General features: G+C 56.8%; 17 protein-coding genes. 11 read left to right on the top strand and 6 right to left on the bottom strand.

All coding sequences use genetic code 11. The annotated features are described in order from the left end of the window. Positions 1-112 precede the first annotated feature (112 nt). The 7 genes from HNQ92_RS12290 (at position 113) to HNQ92_RS12260 (ending at position 7958) form a co-directional block, all read left to right on the top strand. The gene (locus tag HNQ92_RS12290) at positions 113-733 is read left to right on the top strand and encodes a TetR/AcrR family transcriptional regulator (protein ID WP_184174312.1); all 621 of its coding nucleotides are present in this window, start codon (positions 113-115) and stop codon (positions 731-733) included. 13 nt (positions 734-746) lie between these two features. Then, entirely contained in the window at positions 747-1097 is a 351-nt protein-coding gene (locus tag HNQ92_RS12285) for a DUF4260 domain-containing protein (protein WP_184174311.1), read from the top strand. A gap of 43 nt (positions 1098-1140) precedes the next feature. After that, positions 1141-2496 (top strand): TolC family protein, encoded by a 1356-nt coding sequence (locus HNQ92_RS12280; RefSeq protein WP_184174310.1) that lies wholly within the window; start codon positions 1141-1143, stop codon positions 2494-2496. Then, positions 2493-3071 carry an NAD(P)H-dependent oxidoreductase gene (locus tag HNQ92_RS12275; RefSeq protein WP_184174309.1) on the top strand — a complete coding sequence of 193 codons (579 nt, stop codon included), beginning with the start codon at positions 2493-2495 and terminating at the stop codon, positions 3069-3071. Before HNQ92_RS12280 ends, HNQ92_RS12275 begins: the two co-directional genes overlap by 4 nt. Before the next feature lie 133 nt (positions 3072-3204). Further along, positions 3205-4251, top strand: coding sequence for an efflux RND transporter periplasmic adaptor subunit (locus HNQ92_RS12270; RefSeq protein ID WP_246440011.1), 1047 nt, complete (start codon positions 3205-3207; stop codon positions 4249-4251). Positions 4252-4296: 45 nt separating this feature from the next. Beyond that, positions 4297-7380: an efflux RND transporter permease subunit gene (locus tag HNQ92_RS12265; RefSeq protein ID WP_184174308.1), complete on the top strand. Its 3084-nt coding sequence runs from the start codon at positions 4297-4299 to the stop codon at positions 7378-7380. Between the two features lie 71 nt (positions 7381-7451). After that, positions 7452-7958, top strand: coding sequence for a GNAT family N-acetyltransferase (locus tag HNQ92_RS12260; RefSeq protein WP_184174307.1), 507 nt, complete (start codon positions 7452-7454; stop codon positions 7956-7958). Positions 7959-7987: 29 nt separating this feature from the next. Here HNQ92_RS12260 and HNQ92_RS12255 read toward each other — a convergent pair whose 3' ends face one another. The 4 genes from HNQ92_RS12255 to HNQ92_RS12240 form a co-directional block, all read right to left on the bottom strand. Next, positions 7988-8719: a DUF2490 domain-containing protein gene (locus HNQ92_RS12255; RefSeq protein WP_184174306.1), complete on the bottom strand. Its 732-nt coding sequence runs from the start codon at positions 8717-8719 to the stop codon at positions 7988-7990. Between the two features lie 24 nt (positions 8720-8743). Then, positions 8744-9934 carry a chromate transporter gene (locus tag HNQ92_RS12250; RefSeq protein WP_184174305.1) on the bottom strand — a complete coding sequence of 397 codons (1191 nt, stop codon included), beginning with the start codon at positions 9932-9934 and terminating at the stop codon, positions 8744-8746. A 91-nt stretch (positions 9935-10025) separates the two neighbouring features. After that, complete coding sequence (locus HNQ92_RS12245) at positions 10026-10871, bottom strand: chromate resistance protein ChrB domain-containing protein (RefSeq protein ID WP_184174304.1); 846 nt, start codon at positions 10869-10871, stop codon at positions 10026-10028. A gap of 67 nt (positions 10872-10938) precedes the next feature. Continuing rightward, positions 10939-11700 carry a creatininase family protein gene (locus HNQ92_RS12240; RefSeq protein WP_184174303.1) on the bottom strand — a complete coding sequence of 254 codons (762 nt, stop codon included), beginning with the start codon at positions 11698-11700 and terminating at the stop codon, positions 10939-10941. A 157-nt stretch (positions 11701-11857) separates the two neighbouring features. Here HNQ92_RS12240 and HNQ92_RS12235 point away from each other — a divergent pair, with 157 nt between their 5' ends. From HNQ92_RS12235 to HNQ92_RS12220, 4 genes are all read left to right on the top strand, one after another. Next, the gene (locus HNQ92_RS12235; RefSeq protein WP_184174302.1) at positions 11858-13213 is read left to right on the top strand and encodes a neutral/alkaline non-lysosomal ceramidase N-terminal domain-containing protein; all 1356 of its coding nucleotides are present in this window, start codon (positions 11858-11860) and stop codon (positions 13211-13213) included. Positions 13214-13279: 66 nt separating this feature from the next. Further along, positions 13280-14389, top strand: coding sequence for a Gfo/Idh/MocA family protein (locus tag HNQ92_RS12230; RefSeq protein ID WP_184174301.1), 1110 nt, complete (start codon positions 13280-13282; stop codon positions 14387-14389). Positions 14390-14529: 140 nt separating this feature from the next. Beyond that, a complete protein-coding gene (locus HNQ92_RS12225) occupies positions 14530-15195 on the top strand; it encodes an RAD23 family protein (protein ID WP_184174300.1) in 666 nt (221 codons plus the stop codon). Between the two features lie 88 nt (positions 15196-15283). Beyond that, the gene (locus tag HNQ92_RS12220) at positions 15284-15727 is read left to right on the top strand and encodes a DUF2141 domain-containing protein (RefSeq protein ID WP_246440002.1); all 444 of its coding nucleotides are present in this window, start codon (positions 15284-15286) and stop codon (positions 15725-15727) included. A gap of 118 nt (positions 15728-15845) precedes the next feature. On the opposite strand, the gene HNQ92_RS12215 is transcribed toward HNQ92_RS12220, so the two are convergent. Together HNQ92_RS12215 and HNQ92_RS12210 are read right to left on the bottom strand one after the other, a co-directional pair. Continuing rightward, the gene (locus HNQ92_RS12215) at positions 15846-17285 is read right to left on the bottom strand and encodes a purple acid phosphatase family protein (protein WP_221307435.1); all 1440 of its coding nucleotides are present in this window, start codon (positions 17283-17285) and stop codon (positions 15846-15848) included. Positions 17286-17296: 11 nt separating this feature from the next. After that, entirely contained in the window at positions 17297-19120 is a 1824-nt protein-coding gene (locus HNQ92_RS12210) for a cytochrome-c peroxidase (protein WP_184174299.1), read from the bottom strand. Positions 19121-19231: the final 111 nt, after the last annotated feature.

The following is a 19231-nucleotide window of genomic DNA, read 5'->3' as shown; positions in this document are numbered from 1 at the left end:
CTATTTTTAGGGGGTAGGCAAAATATTTTTCAAATTTCTACAATAATAATATTACATCTGTTTGTTTTATAAACACTGTTTAGTATGTTTGTATTGTTAATTTAAGTAGCTCATGGGCGTCAACGAAAGAAAAGAAAGAGAACGGGAAGAGATGCGGGAGCTGATTTTGCAGGCGGCCCGAAAGGTATTTTTGACGAGAGGGTACGAAAAAACCAGCATCCGGACCATTGCGGACGCCATCGAGTACAGCCCGGCTACGATTTACCTGTACTACAAGGATAAAAACGAGCTGCTGTTTTCGCTGCACGAGGAGGCCTTCCGCAAAATGATGCAGGAGCTTTCGGTCGTAGTTAATATCACTGATCCCTTTGCCCGGCTGGTGGAGATGGGGCACCAGTACATTCACTATGCCCTTTCGAACCCCGAGTTTTACGACCTCATGTTCATCATGGAAGCGCCCATGGAAACCCTTGCTTGCCGTGATGAAATCTGGGAGGATGGCATGAAGTCCTTTGGCTTGCTCATGCGGGTGATTGAGGAATGCGTGGCGGCAGGGTACTTTAAAGCAAATACCGACGTAGAAAACACGGCACTTACCATTTGGAGCTACATGCACGGCCTGGTTACTATTTATCTCAAAAAACGCATGAATATGTTTGAGGATGGTCGGGAAATGGAGCGTATTCAGCAGTCGTTCATGCTCTTTATAAAAATGATAAAGGATTCCCTTTAATAGTACAAGTACCATGAAAAACCTGCTCAAAGCGGAAGAAGCCGCGCAGTGGCTGCTGTCCATTTTCCTGTTCAGTAGGCTGGAATACGCCTGGTGGGTGTACCCGGCGCTCATCCTGGTACCTGATTTCAGCATGGTAGGTTATGCTTTCAATTCCCGCCTGGGTGCGCTAACCTACAACTTTTTTCACCACAAGGCCCTGGGTATTGTGGTAGGTACTTTGGGCTTACTGTTGGGGCATCCGGCTTTGATGCTGAGCGGAATCATCCTGTTTGGGCACTCGGCCCTGGACCGGATGCTGGGCTACGGCCTCAAGTACCCCAGCGACTTTAAGCACACGCATCTGGGTAATGTAGGGAAATGAATTTTTTTTGCTTATTGTGTGAACACTGTTTATTATATGAACTATGATTAAAGCGACTAAACTTTTGCTGGTGGTACTGAGCCTGTCGGCCCAGGCCCAGGATTCGCCGATTCTGAACGCTTACGTGGAGGAAGGGCTGCGCAACAACCTTTCGCTCCGGCAAGAAAGCGGTGAAGTGGCTAAGGTAGCCGAAACACTCCGCCAGGCCAAGGCGCTGTTTTACCCGCGCGTCACTTTTGCTCCTACCTACTCGCTGGCCGCGGGAGGGCGACGCCTGCAGTTCCCGGTCGGTGACCTGCTCAATCCCGTCTACCGGACGCTCAATGAGCTCACGCAGGGGGGAGGTACCTTTCCGCAGGTAGAAAACGTAAACGAACTCCTGGCTCCCACTAATTTTCACGATACCAAGCTATCCATTCAATACACTCTTTACAATCCGGAAATCCAATACAACTACCTCATCACTAATAGCCTGCTCTCGGCGCAGGAGGCCCGCCAGCGGGTAGTTGAAAACGAGGTACGTTACGCCATTGAGGTAGGGTACTACCAGTACCTACAGAGCCTGGAGGCAGCCCGGATTACGGAAAGGAGCCAAGGTACCCTAGCCGAGCTGGTACGCCTGAACCGGAAGCTGGTGCAAAACAACGCCCAAACCCTGGACGCCGTATACGCCGCCGAGTACGAGCAAAGTACCCTCGAACAGCAGCGTGCTGAGGCGGCCAAAAACAGCGTAGTGGCCCGCGCGTACTTCAATTTCCTGCTCAATCGGGATTTAAACCAGGAGATCCGGGTAGATAGTACCCTTTTGCAGAGGGCCGAGCCGGAGCTACTTCCGACGGAGCACTGGTCTGGGCTGGCCGTGAGTAACCGATCGGAACTCAGGCAACTACAGCTCTCGGTGGTGGCTTCGGAGCAGACGATCCGCCTGCACGAGCTGGCCGCCAAGCGCCCTACGGTGTTTGTGGGAGGCAACGCGGGTTTTCAGGGTTTTGGCTACACCTTCAAAGGGCAGGAGTATGGCATCGCGCAGGTAGGGATGAGCTGGGATTTGTTTAAAGGATACGAACGTAAATCCAAGATTCAGCAGGCCCGCATCCAGACCGATTTACTCAAAACCAAGTACGAAGAATTAGAAAACCAGATCCGGCTGCAGGTGATCCAGGCCGAGCAGGACCTGCTGGCCAGCCGACAGTCGTGGCAAGCGGCTACCCAGGGCCTGACCAAGGCCGAGCAGTACTTCAAGATTGTGGATAGCCGCTACCGTAACGGCAACGCCCTGCTGATCGAATACTTAAAGGCCCAAAACGACGTGCAGACGGCCCGTCTGCGGCAGTCGCTAACCCGCTACGAGGTACTTATCAAGACGGCCACGCTCCACAAAACCAGTGCCTTGCCATGAAGAAAGTATTGATTATCAACGGTCACCCCGACGGTGAAAGCCTGGGAGCCGCCCTAGCGGCCGCTTACCGACGGGGCGCTAGCCAAACGAGTGCCGACATTAGAGAAATAACCCTGGCCGAGCTGGACTTTGATCCTAACCTGCGGCACGGCTATCGCCAGCGGACCGAGCTCGAGCCAGATCTGCTCCGGGCGCAGGAGAGCATCCGCTGGGCTGAGCACCTAGTGTGGGTGTACCCGGTGTGGTGGGGCGGCTTGCCCGCTCTACTGAAGGGCTTCCTGGACCGCACGTTTCTGCCCGGATTTGCCTTCAAACACCGTCCTGGCTCGCTATGGTGGGACAAGCTCCTGGTAGGCAAAACGGCGCGGATCATCAGCACGCTGGATCAGCCCGCTTGGTACTACTGGCTGGTCAACGGACGGCCTACCTACCACGCCATGAAAAAAATGACGTTGGAATTTTGCGGTATCAAACCCGTGCGCACTACCACCTTCGGCCCGGTGCGGCTCTCGAAAGAGCAGGTGCGGCTTTCGTGGCTGCGGCAGGTAGAAAAGCTAGGAAGAACCCTACGGTAGTACGGGGCTAACGCTACACACTATACACACTTTTTCTTTTTGTAGCCAATCGCTCCCTGTGCACGAGCAGGACGCTACCCGGCCAAGTACCTTTTTTTTTACAAATGATTGTTTTTAAAAAACTTAAATAGAGATGGTTATGAAAAGTGCCTGGATGATCAATACCCTGCTGGGCCTACTGCTGGTAGCCGCCTGCCAGCCCAGCAAAGCACCCAAAACGGAGGAGCCCGACGAGGCGGTGGTACCCGTCCGGACGGTGAAAGTAACCGAGGAAACCCGCACGGAGCCTATTGTGGTGGCGGGTACCGTGGCTTCGAAAGAAGAAGCCCGTCTGTCCTTTAAAGTAGGCGGAATGGTGGCGCGTGTGCTGGTGCGGGAAGGGCAGGCCGTGCGGCAGGGACAGCTGCTGGCTACGCTGGATATGACCGAAATCGACGCGCAGGTGAGCCAGGCGCAGTTTGCGGCCGATAAAGCCGGGCGTGACCTGAAACGGGTACAAAACATGCTGCGCGACACGGCCGCTACTCTAGAACAGATGCAAAACGCCAGCACGGGCTTCGACCTGGCGCAGCAGCAGTTGCGGATCGCGCAGTTCAACCAGGCACACGCCCGCATCGTCTCGCCCCTGAACGGCACCGTAACCCGTAAGCTCATGAACGAAGGCGAGCTGGCCGGAGCCGGGAGTCCGGTGCTGGTGGTGTCGTCGACGCAGCCCAACGACTGGGTCGTGCGGGTAGGCGTGTCGGATCGGGACTGGGCGCGGCTGCGCGTGGGCGACAAAGCCACCATCCGGCTGGACGCCTACCCCGAAAGTACCTTTCAGGGTACCGTCACGCAGCTGGCCCAAGCGGCCGATCCGACCAATAAACTGTACGAAGTAGAAGTACGTATAGCCCCCGCCGGAAACCGGCTGGCTACCGGGCTCTTTGCGCAGGTGGAGCTTCAGTCGTCGCGAAGCCGGAGCTACGTGGTAGTACCCGTGGAGGCGCTAGTGGAAGGTACTGGGCGTCAGGGTTTTGTATACGTCCATGATCAGGGCAAGGCCCGGAAAGTACCCGTCACGATTGGGTACCTGGACGGCCAACAAGTACTGCTGGAAGCGGGCCTGGAGGCCGGTAGCGAAGTGATCACGGCGGGGAGTGCCTTCCTGACCGAGGACGCCAAAATCAATCTGCGCTAGGCAGCGGGGGTACTTTCCTTTAAAAAATACCAAGAAACCATTACGATGAACCTTTCCGAATTTTCCGTCAAAAACTGGCAGTTTATGCTGGTGCTGTTTGTGGGCGTAGTGGCGCTGGGGCTCAACTCCCTGCTGAACATGCCCCGCGGCGAAGATCCCGAGTTCTTTGCGCCCACCTTTGCGGTGATCTACGTGTACCCCGGTACCGACGCCCTGGACATGGAAGAGCTGGTGGTAGATAAGGTAGAAGAGCGATTCAGCGCGCTGGACAACGTCAAAACCATCAAAACCAACATCGACGACGGCTTGGCGGTGGTACAGATCGAGTACGAATACCGCGAAGATCCCGACGAAAAGTACCAGGAAATCGTGCGGGAAGTAGGAGCACTACAAAGCCAACTACCCGCCGATATTTTCCGGACCGAGATCCGCCGCTTTTCGCCCACGGACGTCAACATTGTACAGTTGGCGCTGCTTTCGGAGACGGCTTCGGCCAAGGAGCTGGGCGATCAGGCCGAGCGCCTGCGCGAGGAGCTCTCGAAGGTGAAAAGCCTCAAAAGCGTAGCCGACTGGGGCTACCCGGCCAGTACGGTGCGGGTAGCGTTGCAGCTCGAAAAAATGGCGCAGGAAGGCATTGCCGTCAACCGCGTCCTGGGCGCTTTGCAGGCCGAAAATACCACCATTCCGGGGGGGAGCCTCCAGGCGGGTACCCGCCGCTTCAACGTCAAGACCTCCGGCGACTACCAGTCGCTGGCCGAGATCGGGAACACCATCGTGGCTACCAACGGCCAAAAGATCATCTACCTTAAAGACGTAGCCGAGGTGGGCTTCGATTACGCCGAAGAAACCCACATCACGCGCCTAAACGGCCACCGCTGCGTACTCGTAACGGCCGCACAAAAGGAAGGACAGAACATCGAGCAGGTAGGGGCGGCGCTCAGGCCGGTGGTGGAGCAATTTTCCCAAACCCTACCACCGCACATCGAGCTGGTGAAGAATTTCGACCAGGCCGAGAGCGTGAGCAAGCGGCTGGGCCGTTTTGCCAAAGACTTTGCCATTGCCATCTTCCTGGTGTCGCTCACGCTGTTGCCGCTGGGCTTTCGGGCGGCGCTGGTAGTGATGGTGTCCATCCCGCTGTCGCTGGCCATCGGGCTGGCGGCCATCGACTACCTGGGTTTTAGTATCAACCAGCTCAGTATTGTGGGGCTCATTGTAGCGCTGGGAATCCTGGTCGACGACTCCATCGTGGTGGTAGAGAACATCGAGCGCTGGATGCGCGACGGCTACGGGCGGCGCGAGGCGGCGGTGCGGGCTACGAAGCAAATCACCCTGGCCGTGATTGGTTGCACCATCACGCTGGTACTGGCCTTTTTGCCGCTTAATTTCCTGCCCGAGGCCTCGGGCGATTTCATCCGTAGCCTTCCCATGGCCGTCACCATGACCATCCTGGCTTCGATGGTGGTGTCGCTCACCATTGTACCTTTCCTCAGCAGCCGAATCTTGAAAGAAAGCCACAACCCCGAGGGCAATATCTTTCTTCGGGCGCTCAAAAAAGTCATCAGTGGCTCGTACAGTAAGCTATTGCACTGGTCGCTGCGCCACCCGCTACCCACGCTGCTGGTAGCGCTGGGGCTTTTTGTGGGTTCGCTGGGACTTACCAAGATCATCGGGTTTGGGCTTTTTCCTAAATCGGAGAAACCCATGTTCCGCATCACGCTGGAAACGCCCGAAGGTACCTCTTTGGAAGAAACCAACCGTCTGGCGCGCACCGTGGAGGCGGCCCTAAAAAAAACACCGGAGGTCAAGTACACCACCACCAACGTGGGCAAGGGCAATCCGCGGATTTACTACAACGTGATCCAGCGCTCGGAAGCCACCAACTACGCCGAGTTTTTTGTGCAGCTGCACGATGTACCCCCGGCCGAAAAGGAACGGATCATCGATCAGCTGCGGGGGGAGCTGGCGCAGGTACCCAACGCCCGCGTGGAGGTGAAGGACTTCGAGCAGGGGCCTGACACCGAAGCGCCCGTGGCCATTCGTATTTTCGGGGAAGACCTGGACACGCTCCGGCACGTAGCGGCCGAGGTAGAGCGGCTCGTGAGCAGCACGCCCGGTACGATTTACGTCAATAACCCCCTGGCCAACCGCAAGACCGACCTGCGCGTCAAGATCAACAAGGAGAAAGCGGGGTTGCTGGGGATTTCCATCGCCGACGTCAACCGGACCGTCCGCCTGGCCGTGGCGGGGCTCAACGTAGGTACCTTCAAAGATCAGGAAGGCGACGACTACCTGATCAACGTCACGCTACCCAAGGGCAAAGTGGCCGACCAGCAGGTACTTAACAGCGTGTATGTCAATACTCTCACCGGCGGCGCGGTACCTCTGCGGCAGATCGCCGAGCTGCAATTTGAAAGTACCACCAACCAGATCCGACACTACGACAAAGACCGCTACGTGACCATCACGGCCTACGTAAAAAATGGCTACCTGGTGGATAACGTATACGGCCAGGTACTTAAGAAGCTGGATCAATATACCTTCCCGGCGGCGTTTGGCTACCAGGCGGCCGGTGAGCTGGAAGCCCGCGACAAGTCGTTCGGTGGACTGGGTACCATCATCCTGATCACCGCCTTCGGGTTTCTGGGGGTACTTATTCTGGAATTTGGTACCTTCAAAAGTTCGCTCATCGTGCTGTCGGTGATTCCGCTGGGGATGATCGGCGCGTTCAGCGCGCTGTACCTGGTGGGGTACCCGTTGTCGTTCGTAGCCGTGATCGGGCTGATTGCGCTCATCGGGATCGAGGTCAAGAACTCCATCCTGCTCGTAGACTTTACCAACCAGCTCCGGGCCGAAGGGGTACCTTTGCTGGCGGCCATTCAGCAGGCGGGTGAGATCCGTTTCGTGCCGATCGTACTCACGTCACTGACGGCCATTGGCGGGCTCACGCCGCTGGCCATGGAGGGCAATCCGCTGTACTCGCCCCTGGCCTGGGTCCTGATCGGCGGGCTCATCAGCTCCACGCTGCTCTCCCGCATCGTGACGCCCGTGCTGTACAAGCTCTTGCCGCCCAAGGTAGAGCCGGTGCTAGTAGCCACTTCGGAAGAATCGCAGCTTGTGGAGGTGGAGTAGGGGCAAAGAGGTACTTTATTATTGGGGGAGAAAGCTTTTCTTTGCCCAAAAATAACCTGAAGCATTACGGCATGATTGAAATCACCGAAGCAGAGCTTTCGCAACTACCCCTGGTGCAGGACATCGCGCACCGCACCTGGCCCAGTACCTTCGGGCACATCCTGTCGGGCGAGCAAATCGCCTACATGCTCGACTGGATGTACAGCCCGTCTGCCCTGGAGCGGCAAGCGCAGGAAAAGGGGCACGTATTCCTGCTGGCGCGGGATACCGACACCGGCCAGTGGGTAGGGTATGCTTCCTACGAAGTACATTACCAGGCGCAGCCGCGCACCAAGCTGCACAAGATCTACCTCCTGCCCAACCAGCAGGGGAAAGGCGTGGGTCGGGCCTTGCTGGAGCACGTGGAAAAAGCCGCCCGCACCCACGGCGACCAGTACCTGGCCCTGAACGTGAACCGCCACAACCGGGCCGTGCAGTTCTACGAGCGCGTGGGCTTTAGGCAGGTGGGCCAGGAGACCATCGACATCGGACAGGGCTTCGTCATGGACGACTACGTGATGGAAAAAGCCCTGGAGTAGGTACCTGGAGGCATCACCCAAGTACCTGGCTAGGGTTTGGAAGTACGCAGATCCAGATTGTGAAAGAAGAAAAGCCGGACTACGTGATTATTCGTAAACTGGTTTCCGGCGGCGTGCTGCTGAAACAAATTCATGTAGCCAAGCTGTGCGTTGACCGACTTGGAAAACTGGTAGCCCAGCCCCACAAAAAGGCGGTTCTGATCGAAGTAGTTGTAGGTAATATTTTTGCCGGCGTTGATGTGAAGTTCGTCATTGAAGGCAAAAAACAGCGTACGGGGTTCGATGTAATCGCGGTTGAGCGGAACCATCAAGGTGAGCAAATACCGGAATTTCCAGTTGAACAGGTACCCATCCTGAAGTTCATCGTTCACGACCCGGCCGTTGAATCGCTGTTCCAGCCGTACCCACTGCTGGGTTTGCAGGCGCTTGCTGCGGCTCGTCCACAAAATCTGCTGCCAGGGCCGGTGCTCGGGGCGCACCGTCGTAAGGCCCGGCGCGGGATGGTGGGCTACGTACGCATAGCCCGCGGTGAAGCGCAGGTGGTCGTTGAAGTAGTAGGTTACCCCCGGGCGGACAATCTGCGTACTCCACCGATCCAGGAAATCGGTTCGGCGGGCGTGAAGATCGAGCCAAAAGCCCCAACGATCCGATAGGCGGGTCTGGTTAAAATAGCCCGTCCAGGCTTGCGTTTGGTCATGTACCTGCTTCTGCCCCCAGGCCGGGAGCGCTAAAATCAGTAAAAAGAAGACGCTTTTTTTCATGCTGTAAAGAGTTAGAACGTACAGTTATCGGCCTGAATAATAAAAAATGAAGCCCAGCAGAGCCGCGGCCAGAATGATCAGGGGCTCGCTGGCTTTTTTTACGGAAAGAAGTCCCCCAATGCTAGCCAGCGCCATCAGCACCGAAGGGACGTCCGAAAGAGATCGACTGGCAAGTACGAATACGGAGCCTACCAAAGCCCCGACTACCGCAGCCGTAATGCCTTCGACAAAAGCTTTGATGCTGGTATTGTGGGCTATTTTTCGGAAATAAGGGGCGGGTAGGACCGTACATACATAGCACGGAAAAAACACGCCCAGGGCCGCTACCAGGGCCCCCGGAAAGCCCGCTACTAAAAAACCAATAAAGGCTACCGTAATAACCACCGGACCAGGGGTGATCATGGCCACCGCCACGGCATCGAGAAATTGCTTTTCATTGAGCCAGCCGTGTTCATGGATCACGCCATGTTGTAAAAAAGGAATGATGGCCAGGCCGCTACCGAACACAAACGCCCCCGCCTTGACAAAGAAACGGCCCAGTTGCCAAAGGGTGTCGGGTTCATACTGCCAGAAGCCCGCCTGGAAAAGGAACACTACGGACATCGTTTTGCCCGAGCGCCGTAGCCAGGCGGGAGGAGCCTGAACGGCCATGTAAACCAGGCCCATCAGTATAAAAAGCCATACTACTTCCTGCTGGGTAATGACCGTAACGACCGCCATGATCAGGAAGAAAAGCCACAAAAGCCACCGGTCTTTCATGGCTTCGAGCCGGAGTGGGCTAATCGCCTTAGTCGTAAGCTTATAGGCACTAAGGGAGATGATGCCAATAACGGCCGCCCCCACGCCGTAAAAAACGGACTGCATCCAGGGCAAGCCCCCATAAAGGGTATAGGCCATACCCAGCAGCACGACCATGATGAAGGAAGGCAGCACAAACGCCAGGCCGGTTAGTGTAGCCCCCCAAACGCCATAGTGGACAAACCCCAGGTAGATGCCCAGCTGAGCGGCCAGGGGGCCGGGGGCGAGTTGGGCGAGCGTAAGGCCCTGCCGATACTCTTCTTCGCTAAGCCAGCGGCGGCGCTCCACCAGGTCGCGGTGCATGTAGCCTACCAGCGCTATGGGGCCACCAAAGCCTAAAGTACCCAGCCAGAGAAAGTAGCGCACCAGCTCGGCAAGCCGGTAAGTGGGTTGTAGCGGTAAAACGGGTGCTTCCATAGGGTGATGAGTAGTAGGTAGAAAATATCCACAATGGTAAGCAGGCCGATCTCCACAAGTATAGCATGAAATTTACCTCCTAGAACGGATTTTACTTTTTGGGTACATTTTTTCGGTATTCAGCCGGACTCTGGCCCGTATGCCGCTTAAAGACCCGGGTAAAATGGCTCTGGTCCGAAAAGCCCGTAAGGTAGGCAATCTCCGCGAGGGAATGGGAAGGGCTATTCAGCAGCTCCAGGGCTTTTTCGATCCTGAGTTTCCGGATGTATTCCCCAAACGAAAGGTTGTTGAAGTACTTGGAAAATTCACGCGAGAGGTAGGCGGGGTGAATATCGAGCCCTTCCGAAATCTCCTTGAGGCTCAGGCTCAGGTTGGTATCAATCTGATCCTGAATAATGGCTTTGAGCTCCTGAGCCCAGCTGGGTACCTTGGTCTTGGCCGACGGGGGCTTATGGAGGTAGTCATGAAATACCCGCAGGAAAAGCCGCTCGGTGGGGCTTTGGGTGTGGCGCTCGTGGGGTAGGTACCGGGCCCAGCTGTAGAGGGCGTCGTAGATGGGCATGGCCTTTTCCAGCAGCTCGTAGTCGTTGGGCGTATTGTAAGCCAGCCCGGCCGAAATGGCCCATAAACCCGCCGCCTGACTAGCCAGCGTATGGTCGTCGGTATCGGCCCCCCGGACGATGGGGGCCAGTAGATGCAGGGCCGGATCGTCCAGGGCGTATTTTTCCAGAAAATAATCAAAGGTACAGCGATCGTCGTAGTGCGTAAACTCCACTTCGGGCAGATCGAACGGCGTGGCACCAAGCGCCTGAGCCTGGGGAAGTACCTGGTCGTAAGGGACAAAAAAGAACTCCGCTTCCGGGTCAATGAAGCGCCTTATGAGCCACGGGCAGGCCAGCCGGTCTATTTTGGGGCGCTCTCGGGTAATCCATCTCATGGTAGGCAAGTAACTGGCTAGTGAAGGAAAGAAAGACGTTCACAAGGTAGACGCTCAGCTACCCCCTTTACTCGTACATCCGCTCCGGGTCGGCTTTGGCAAGTTCGTAATAGAACGTACCTAGTTTTTCGGTCAGGCCCTGAAAGTACCTGGCGCCCTTTTCGGCGGTGGCTTTCTTGGGGTTTCCGATGCCCGTGTCGGCCGATACCTGCGACCACCGGCGCTCGCTCCAGGCCCAGCCTTCCCGAAACGCCGCCACGCTAGGTACCTTGGCTGAGCCGTCACCGGCTTCGTCGAGCGGCAGCACCAGGTCGGGCCGCAGGTGGAGCATCAGGCTGGTTTCGAGCTCGTCGGCGTGGTCGCCTTTTTCTTCAAAGTACCGGGTGCGGTCCAGCACCGTGAACCAAAAGCACAGGCTGAGGTGCACCTGGGGGTACTTGACGCCGAGCTCACGCAGCAGGGGCTTAAAGTCGTTGCCGCCGTGGCTGTTGAGTACCAGCAGCTTCCGGATGCCCTGCCGCTGAAGTACCTCCACGAGGTTGTCCAGGATCAGCAGCTGGGTACTTGGGTACAGGTTCAGGTCCAGCAGGATGTCGGTTTGGCCGGTGTTGACGCCGAATGGTACCGTGGGCAGCACGATCACCCTCGCGCCTTTTTCCCAGGCAATCCGGGCCGACTCCGCCGCAATGTGGTCGGCCTCGATGACGTCCGTGGCGTAGGGCAGGTGGTAGTTGTGGGCTTCGGTAGCTCCCCAGGGCAGGATCGCCAGCTCGAAGGTGGCATCTTGCAGGGCTTTCCAGTTGGTTTCGGCTAAAATATACGGGCGCATAAGAGATCGTTTTTTTGCGTGGGGCAGAGGGGTAGGGGCGTAGGGTACCCTGCCTCTTTTTTGTTTCAGGGAACAAAGTAGTACTTTGGATAAATATAATGGTATCTTTTGTGCCTAAACGTTCTGTGTACTTTTGTAGCGTCAACGAAATCCTTCCATGAAATTCCTCCGAATCTTGCTAAAAATACTGGCTGGCCTGCTGGTACTTCTCCTCGTTTTGGTAGCCGCTACCGTCACCACCGTAGACCGCACGCCCTACCAGCAAATGCCCTACTACCGCGCCTGGAAGCAGATCATCGGTCAGGTACCTGGAGCCGATAGCGTGCCCAATGCAGGTACTTTGCGGGTAGGCTGGGCCAAGCGCAACATCACCCCCGCCGAGCCCACGCCCATGGCGGGCTACGGCAACCGCTGGGGCAAACCTTACGAGGCCGTGCACGACTCGGTGTACGTGCGGGCGCTGGTGCTGGACAACGGCGCTACCCGCGTGGCCCTCCTGGCGGCCGATCTGCTCATCGTGCCCCCTACGGTCACCGAGCGGCTGAGGGCCAAGCTGGCCGCCATCGAGATTCCCTTCGAGCAGGTGTACCTGGGCGCTACCCACAGCCACAACAGCGTGGGCGGCTGGGGCGATACCGTCACGGGGCGACTCTTTGCGGGTAAGTACAACGAAAACACCGTGGAGACCCTCGCCGAGGCCATGTTTCAGGCCATTCAGGAAGCCCGCAACCGGCTGGCTCCCGCCACGCTCACCTACCAGGAAGCCGTTGATTCCGTCGATATTCGCAACCGGCTGGTGGGCGAAGAAGGTACCATCGACCCCGAAATCCGGATGCTGCAGATCACCACCGCCACCGGGCGCAAGGCGTTGCTCTGCTCCTATGGCGCGCACTCGACCGTGCTGAGCCACCGCGACTTGCAGCTCTCGCGCGACTTCCCCGGCGCGCTGGTCGACTCGCTCGAACAAGGTACCCAGGACTTCGCGCTGTACTTGGCCGGGGCCGTGGGCAGCATGGGGCCCGTGGCCGAGGGAGCCAACAACTTTGAGCGCATCCAGAACCTGGCCGAAAACGTAGAGCAGGCCATTCTTTCGGCCGAAACCGTCAAAGTACCCCAGCCAAGTACCTTCCTGCGGGCCCTGACGATCCCGCTGCCGCTGCGTGAGCCTACGCCGCGCCTGAGCCCCACCTGGGCGCTGCGATCCTGGGTATTTCGCTGGGCTTTTGGAGATTATCCTACCTTTATCAAGGCCTTGCGTGTGGGCAACGTGCTGCTGGTGGGGGTACCTTGCGACTTCTCGGGTGAGCTCATGACGGAGCTGGACCGGTACGCCAAACAGAAAGGACTGGACCTGATCGTGACGAGCTTCAACGGCGGCTACGCGGGCTACATCACCGACGACCGGTACTTTGAGCGCGACCTCTACGAGACCGTCACCATGAGCTGGTACGGGCCCTACAACGGGGCGTACTTCCAGGAGGTGATCCGCGACGTCATCGACCGGATGCAGTAGGTACCTGGCGCGGGTGTCTTTTTTAGAAAAGGTACTTTAAATCCAATAATCCCGCGTCATCAGCCTATGCGACTCTCCCGTAGTGTATTTCGACCCCTAGCCCTCGGGCTGCTGCTAGGTACTTTGCTTCTGACCGATCTCCGGGCCCAAAAGCCCCTGCGGGTAGCCGTGGCGGGGATCAGCCACGGGCATATCGGTTGGATCTTTAATCGAAAAGACAAAAAAGACATCGAGCTCGTGGGGATTTACGAAACCAATCCCGAACTGCGGGCCGCCTTCATCAAGCGCTACGCCCTGGCTCCGGAGCTCTTTTACGATAATCTCGAAAAAATGCTCGACGCCGTAAAACCGGAGGCCGTGACGGCTTTCGGGCCCATTAGCGAGCACGTGCAGGTAGTGCGGGCCAGCGCCCCACGCAAGGTACATGTGATGGTAGAAAAGCCCCTGGCCACTACCCTGAAAGACGCCCGGGAAATAGCGACCCTGGCTCAAAAACACCGCATAAAGGTACTTACCAACTACGAAACCTCCTGGTACGCCAGCAACCAGTACGTGGCCGAGCTCGTAAACGCCGGGAAGCTGGGCGAAATCCGGAAAGTGATGGTGAACGACGGCCACCAGGGCCCGAAGGAAATCGGCGTGAGCAAGGAATTCCTGGCCTTCCTGACCGACCCGGTTCAAAACGGCGCGGGTGCCCTCTACGACTTTGGCTGCTATGGGGCCAACCTCATGACCTGGCTCATGCGGGGCGAGCGGCCGCAGTCGGTCACGGCCGTGACGCAGCAAAACAAGCCCGACATCTACGCCCGCGTGGACGACGAAGCCACGGTTATCCTGCAGTACCCGCGCGCGCAGTGTGTGATCCAGGCTTCGTGGAACTGGCCTTTTGGCCGTAAAGACATGGAAGTGTACGGTACCCAGGGCTACGCCGTGGCCGTAGATCGCCTCACGGTGCGGCAGCGCCTGCGGGAGAAGGAGCCCGAAGAAAAGCTGACGCTCACGCCGCGCCCGGCCCCGTTTGAAGATCCCTTTTCGGTACTGGCCGACGTGGTGCAGGGCCGACTGACGCTGGAGGCCAACGATCTCTACGAACTACCCATTAACATAACCGTAGTGGAAATCCTGGAAGCCGCCAAAGAGTCCGCCCGCACGGGCCGGAGCGTACCCTTGAAATAAGGCATAGCGAGTACATAAGACTATTTTTTGTACAACATGGGGAAAAAAGGCCCCGAAGGATTGGTCCGGATACGTATAGGGTAGGTGGCATACTTTTCATGCTTCCCAATCCCGATTATTCATTCAACTGTACCATCCTTATGCAAAAGAAAATTACCCTGTGCCTGCTTGGAGCCACATTGCTGCTCGGCGGCTGCGCGCGTCAGTACCCCGTGTTCAACCAAATGCCAACCCAAGGCTACCTCACGCAGGTGGAACGAGCCACGAAGGTAGATCAAGCCGCTCCCGTGCAAGAAAGTACCCTTGCTCCTGAACAAGAAAGTACCCCCGCCACCCGCATGACCATGCAGGAAAGCGAAGCGCCCGCCGTAGCGGTTCAGCCAGAGGCCGTTCAGCCGGAAGCTCAGCCCACCAAAGCGCCAGAGGTACTTTGGAAAAGTACCCCCAAACAACTCAACGAAGACCTTAGCCGCGCCCTGGCTACCACGCAGGGCCAGAAGCTGATGACCAACGCTACCATCGCCGACCAGATCCAGAAGGTACAAACCATGCTGGAAAAAGCGGATGCCAAGGCGGCTCAGCCCACCCAGGCGCAGATCAACAAAGCCAAGAAAATGGCCGATAAGTCCATCAAACAGCACATGGGCCCCGAAGCGGCCAAAGCGCTGAACCGCGACCTCCGCATCGGTCTGATCCTGATCGCGGTAGCCATTCTGCTTTCCTTGATTCCCGGCTTCTACTGGGTAGCCAGTATCGTGGGGGTAATCGGGGTGGTGTTTATCATCTTGGGGCTGGTGAATATGTAGTGTTTCACCGCCTTACGTATAGGCTTGGATCGCCGACTAGGTACCCCCTAGCCGGCGATCTTTCTTTTTAACCCACAAAAAAATAACCATGAATTACAGCCTTTCCCTCATGGGCCTGTGCCTTACCTTGCTGCTTATGAATAACTTACCCGCAGAGCCAGCCGCAAGTACCCTGGTGGTAGAAGTAACCAACCTGAAAAGAAGCGGAGGGGTACTTCGGGTAGGGGTGTATAAGCCCACGGCCCAATTTGCCTCCGAAACCGCCAAGCCGGACTTCTTCAAAGTAGTACCCATCCCGAAGCCGGGAGATCAGCAGGTACGTTTTGAGCTACCACCGGGCCGCTACGCCGTGGCCATTTACCACGACGTCAATAACAACGACAAGATGGATAAAAACATGGTAGGGTACCCCAAGGAGCCCTTTGGGTTTAGTAATAATTTCCGACCACGGGTGTCAGCTCCCAGCTTCAACGACTGCGCCTTCGAGGTAGGTACTTCCGAAAAAAACATTTCCATTAAGCTTATTGATTAACGAAAAGTACCCCCGAAGGTACCTTGTAACTGGGGTACTTTCGGGGGTACTTTGTTTGAACTACCGGGGCCTAAAGGTACCTCGTGAGCGTGGGCTACGAGGTACCTTTAGGGGGTACTTACTGGACTTTTTTGTGGCGGTCCAGTCGTTTGTCTTTTTTGAGAATCGCTTCTTCGGCTTTGCTGACGTCTTTCATCATCGTGAAGTGGTCCCGGATTTGCCCGTCGGAGCAGATCCATTTCATTTCCAGCCTGTTGCCCTCTACTTCCAGCATCACGGCTCCGCCTACTTCGTTGTTGGAGTAGTACATGGCATTGTGCGGGTAGCCGGGCTTGTGCCCTCCCAGCGCCCCCGCCGAGCCGCTCACCACGTACACCGTGCCCTGGTTGTTTTGTGATTTTTTTAAGTAGGGTGCTGAATTCTTGCTTTCGTCGTAGAGCGCGCTGGAGGTACTTAGTTCGTGCTTTTTCGAGTCAAAATCGGCCTCCATGCCGTAGTAGCCCTTCAGGAGGCGGGAGCGCTCGTAGACGTGGCTGTGGCCGCAGATGATCAGATCCACCCCCTGTTCTTCAAGTACTTTAATGAAATTCTCCCGAATACTGATCAGATCCTTTTCCGTATCCGAATTGTGCGAGCCCATGGTGTAGGGCGGGTGGTGCCAGTAGGCTACTACCCACTGGCTTTTGTTGGCGGCGAGGTCTTTTTTTACCCACTCCACCTGCTCGCCTTCGTTGTACATGTAAAGCCCTTTGAAATCAGGCCCGTACGAATCCAGCGACAGAAAATGAACGTTGCCGATGTCAAAGGAATAGTAGGACTGCGTACGGGAAGGTACCCCGCCGCACTCGCCTTGCGTGGGCATGGTGAAGTTCTGAAAGTAGGCCATTTTGTACTGGTCGGAGGCCGACGCCGAGGGGAAGTCGCGGTAGTCGTGGTTGCCGGGGCAGGGAAACAGCGGGTAGTTCTTCAGCAGGTTGTCTTTGTAGTTATTGAAAAACTTGGACTGGTACTCAGCATCCGTCCCGTCGGAGTAGGCGTTGTCGCCCATTAAAATCCAGGCATTCAGGGGCTTGTCGCCAATGGCCTTCACCACCTCATCCCGTACCTTTCGTTGGTTGATGGAGTTGTTGCCGCAGTCGCCAAAGCCCGCGATCCGGATCAGTTGCTCGCTGTCTTTTTCCGGCAGGGTGTAAAAGAAATTGGTTTCGTCGCCCTGGAGGGTGGTATCTGCCAGATTCCCTACCGTGTAGTAGTACTTGGTGTAGGGCTGGAGGCCGGTAAGCTTTACGATGTGTTCCGAAACCAGCGTGGAGTCGTCGGTTTGCCATTTTAACTCATCGCTACTGAGGCCATAGCGTACGCGGCTGCGGTCGTAGACGTTGGTACGCCAGCGTACCGTCATGCTGGTGGACGTGGCCATCTGCAGGTAAGGGCCACGGATCAGCTCGGCCTGAATGCCTTTGAGGTGCTTGCTGGTAGGTTTGGGCAGCGGCCTCGATTGGGAAACCGCCATCAAAGGCAGCAGAAGTAGCAGGAGGATTTTAAAGGGTGTTTGCATGAGTAATGGAATTAGTAATCAAGGGAATCGGTAAGTGAATCAATGAAAGCAATGAGGTGCTCTATTTCGGTGGCTGTGAGTCCCAAAGGCTGAGCGGGTAAAGTCTGGTCGGGCGTGGCGAGTCCCAGCCCGCGGCCGCCGCCCCGGTTGTAAAACTCCATGACGCTGTGGAGGGAAGCAAAAGCGCCATTGTGCATGTAGGGAGCCGTTTTGGCGGCATTCCGTACCGTAGGCGTTTTGAAGGCCCCTCGGTAGTAGCGCATCTGAAAAAGCGCGTAACGACCCGGATCGCGATCGGAGCGGGGGCGGTCGGGGTCATCGTTGGCGGGGGTACCCAGTACTTCCACCTCCGATACATCGTAGAGCGGAGGCAGCAGGGAGTTGAAGTAGGGAATAAAGTGGCAGGTACCGCATTGGGCTTTTCCCATAAAGAGATTGAAGCCGTTGATCTGGGCGTCGGTCAGGGCTTTTTCGTCGCCCCGGAGGTAGCGGTCAAAGGGCGAGTTCATGGGGGCCAGACTACCCAGGTAAGCGGCAATGGCCGCCGCGACTTCCTCTACGCCCCTTTCGGCCGGAGCTTTGTGGGGAAAGGCCGCCCGAAACAGCGGGCGATAGGCGTCCTGCTGCCTGATCCGGCCCGCAAGTACCTCGGCGCTGCTGCCCATTTCCAACGGATTGAAAAGTACCTCCTTGATCTGCTCTTCCAGACTGGCGGCTCGGCCTTCCCAAAACAGCAGGTGTTGCCGTCCGGCGTAGAGCAGGCTGGGGGTATTTCGTTTTAGCGTAGAGTCGGGATGGAGCGAGGGACTTTTAGTAAGGTTATCGCTAAAGTACTTGTCGGGCTGGTGGCAGCTGGCACAGCTGGTGGAGCCCGGGCCGGAAAGTACCTTGTCGGAGAAAAGCATTTTCCCCAACGAATCCAGCGCGCTAGGCGAATCGGAGCGGGTACCTGGCCCCAGGTTTTTGAAGGCATCGGGGCTGAAGAGATGCTCGGCCTGGTGGTTTAGGTGCTGGGTGGTGTTGAGGTCCAGGTTCAGGGCGCGGATGAGTTGGCCGAGCTTTTTCTGGAGCGGCAGCGCAAAGCGGGTAAAGTACCCCAGCCGGTCGAAGGTGTCGAAGTCTGGGTGGGCAGCCAGGTACTTCGTGGCTTCCAGGAGCAGCTCGTGCAGGGCGGGGCCATGGATAGGCTCTTGCCGGAGGTACGGTTGCAGGATTACATGCAGGGACTTGGTGGCCTCCGTAGCCTCCCTGACGCCGCTTTTGAGCAGGGGCGCGTCGTAGCCCGACAGCGACAAGGCCATGATGCGGATCAGCTCGATGCGCAGGCTTTCCAGGATCTGGGCGTCGGTGGCTTCAAACTGGTAGAGTAACGTTTTCAGGTCCCGGACCGAGCTGTGCAGCGCTTCGGCCTGCATGACCAGCTCCGGCTGGTTGGCCAGTACGTCCGCCTCATAAAGCAAGCTCTCGATTTGTTGCAGGCCCATGGGTTCTACCAGCTCCAGGGTAGGTTCTTCTACCTCAAAAACCGGCGCGGCATTGTACAGACGGGTTTCGCTACGAAAAAAATAGTCCGTAAAGAACTCGACTCGTTTAAAGCTCAGTCGGCATTCGGCCAGCTTCTTGCGCGCATATAAGACGGAAGTACGATCGGAATTCAGTATTCGTACGGCTTCTAGTAGTTCCTGGGTCGATTGGGTGAAAGTGGCGGTATTGGCTACAAAATAATCCACCGTAGGCTGCACCCCGATGGAGGGATCGTTCACCGCCCGGCTAGCCCGGAAAGAAATGAGCACAAAAGCCGGTACTACCAGAAATAGAAGCATTCTCTGTTTCATCAACCCGTTTCTATTTCCTATAGTACTACCCTTAAGAGCAAAAAGACCCCTTCCTTCAGGAAATTAACCGGGACTTACTCTTCGCGCTTAGGTACCTTTCGGTTGGTTTAT

This window comes from Rhabdobacter roseus, assembly GCF_014202275.1.
Lineage (GTDB): Bacteria > Bacteroidota > Bacteroidia > Cytophagales > Spirosomataceae > Rhabdobacter > Rhabdobacter roseus.
This window is presented reverse-complemented; position numbering and strand designations above follow the sequence as displayed.

Bases quoted from the DNA above. Each gene is read 5' to 3' on its own strand.
- HNQ92_RS12210 (WP_184174299.1), bottom strand. From the start codon at position 19,120: ATGAAACAGAGAATGCTTCTATTTCTGGTAGTACCGGCTTTTGTGCTC.
- HNQ92_RS12245 (WP_184174304.1), bottom strand. From the start codon at position 10,871: ATGAGATGGATTACCCGAGAGCGCCCCAAAATAGACCGGCTGGCCTGC.
- HNQ92_RS12285 (WP_184174311.1), top strand. From the start codon at position 747: ATGAAAAACCTGCTCAAAGCGGAAGAAGCCGCGCAGTGGCTGCTGTCC.
- HNQ92_RS12230 (WP_184174301.1), top strand. From the start codon at position 13,280: ATGCGACTCTCCCGTAGTGTATTTCGACCCCTAGCCCTCGGGCTGCTG.
- HNQ92_RS12270 (WP_246440011.1), top strand. From the start codon at position 3,205: ATGGTTATGAAAAGTGCCTGGATGATCAATACCCTGCTGGGCCTACTG.
- HNQ92_RS12250 (WP_184174305.1), bottom strand. From the start codon at position 9,934: ATGGAAGCACCCGTTTTACCGCTACAACCCACTTACCGGCTTGCCGAG.
- HNQ92_RS12280 (WP_184174310.1), top strand. From the start codon at position 1,141: ATGATTAAAGCGACTAAACTTTTGCTGGTGGTACTGAGCCTGTCGGCC.
- HNQ92_RS12275 (WP_184174309.1), top strand. From the start codon at position 2,493: ATGAAGAAAGTATTGATTATCAACGGTCACCCCGACGGTGAAAGCCTG.
- HNQ92_RS12235 (WP_184174302.1), top strand. From the start codon at position 11,858: ATGAAATTCCTCCGAATCTTGCTAAAAATACTGGCTGGCCTGCTGGTA.
- HNQ92_RS12220 (WP_246440002.1), top strand. From the start codon at position 15,284: ATGAATTACAGCCTTTCCCTCATGGGCCTGTGCCTTACCTTGCTGCTT.
- HNQ92_RS12225 (WP_184174300.1), top strand. From the start codon at position 14,530: ATGCAAAAGAAAATTACCCTGTGCCTGCTTGGAGCCACATTGCTGCTC.
- HNQ92_RS12265 (WP_184174308.1), top strand. From the start codon at position 4,297: ATGAACCTTTCCGAATTTTCCGTCAAAAACTGGCAGTTTATGCTGGTG.
- HNQ92_RS12260 (WP_184174307.1), top strand. From the start codon at position 7,452: ATGATTGAAATCACCGAAGCAGAGCTTTCGCAACTACCCCTGGTGCAG.
- HNQ92_RS12240 (WP_184174303.1), bottom strand. From the start codon at position 11,700: ATGCGCCCGTATATTTTAGCCGAAACCAACTGGAAAGCCCTGCAAGAT.
- HNQ92_RS12290 (WP_184174312.1), top strand. From the start codon at position 113: ATGGGCGTCAACGAAAGAAAAGAAAGAGAACGGGAAGAGATGCGGGAG.
- HNQ92_RS12215 (WP_221307435.1), bottom strand. From the start codon at position 17,285: ATGCAAACACCCTTTAAAATCCTCCTGCTACTTCTGCTGCCTTTGATG.
- HNQ92_RS12255 (WP_184174306.1), bottom strand. From the start codon at position 8,719: ATGAAAAAAAGCGTCTTCTTTTTACTGATTTTAGCGCTCCCGGCCTGG.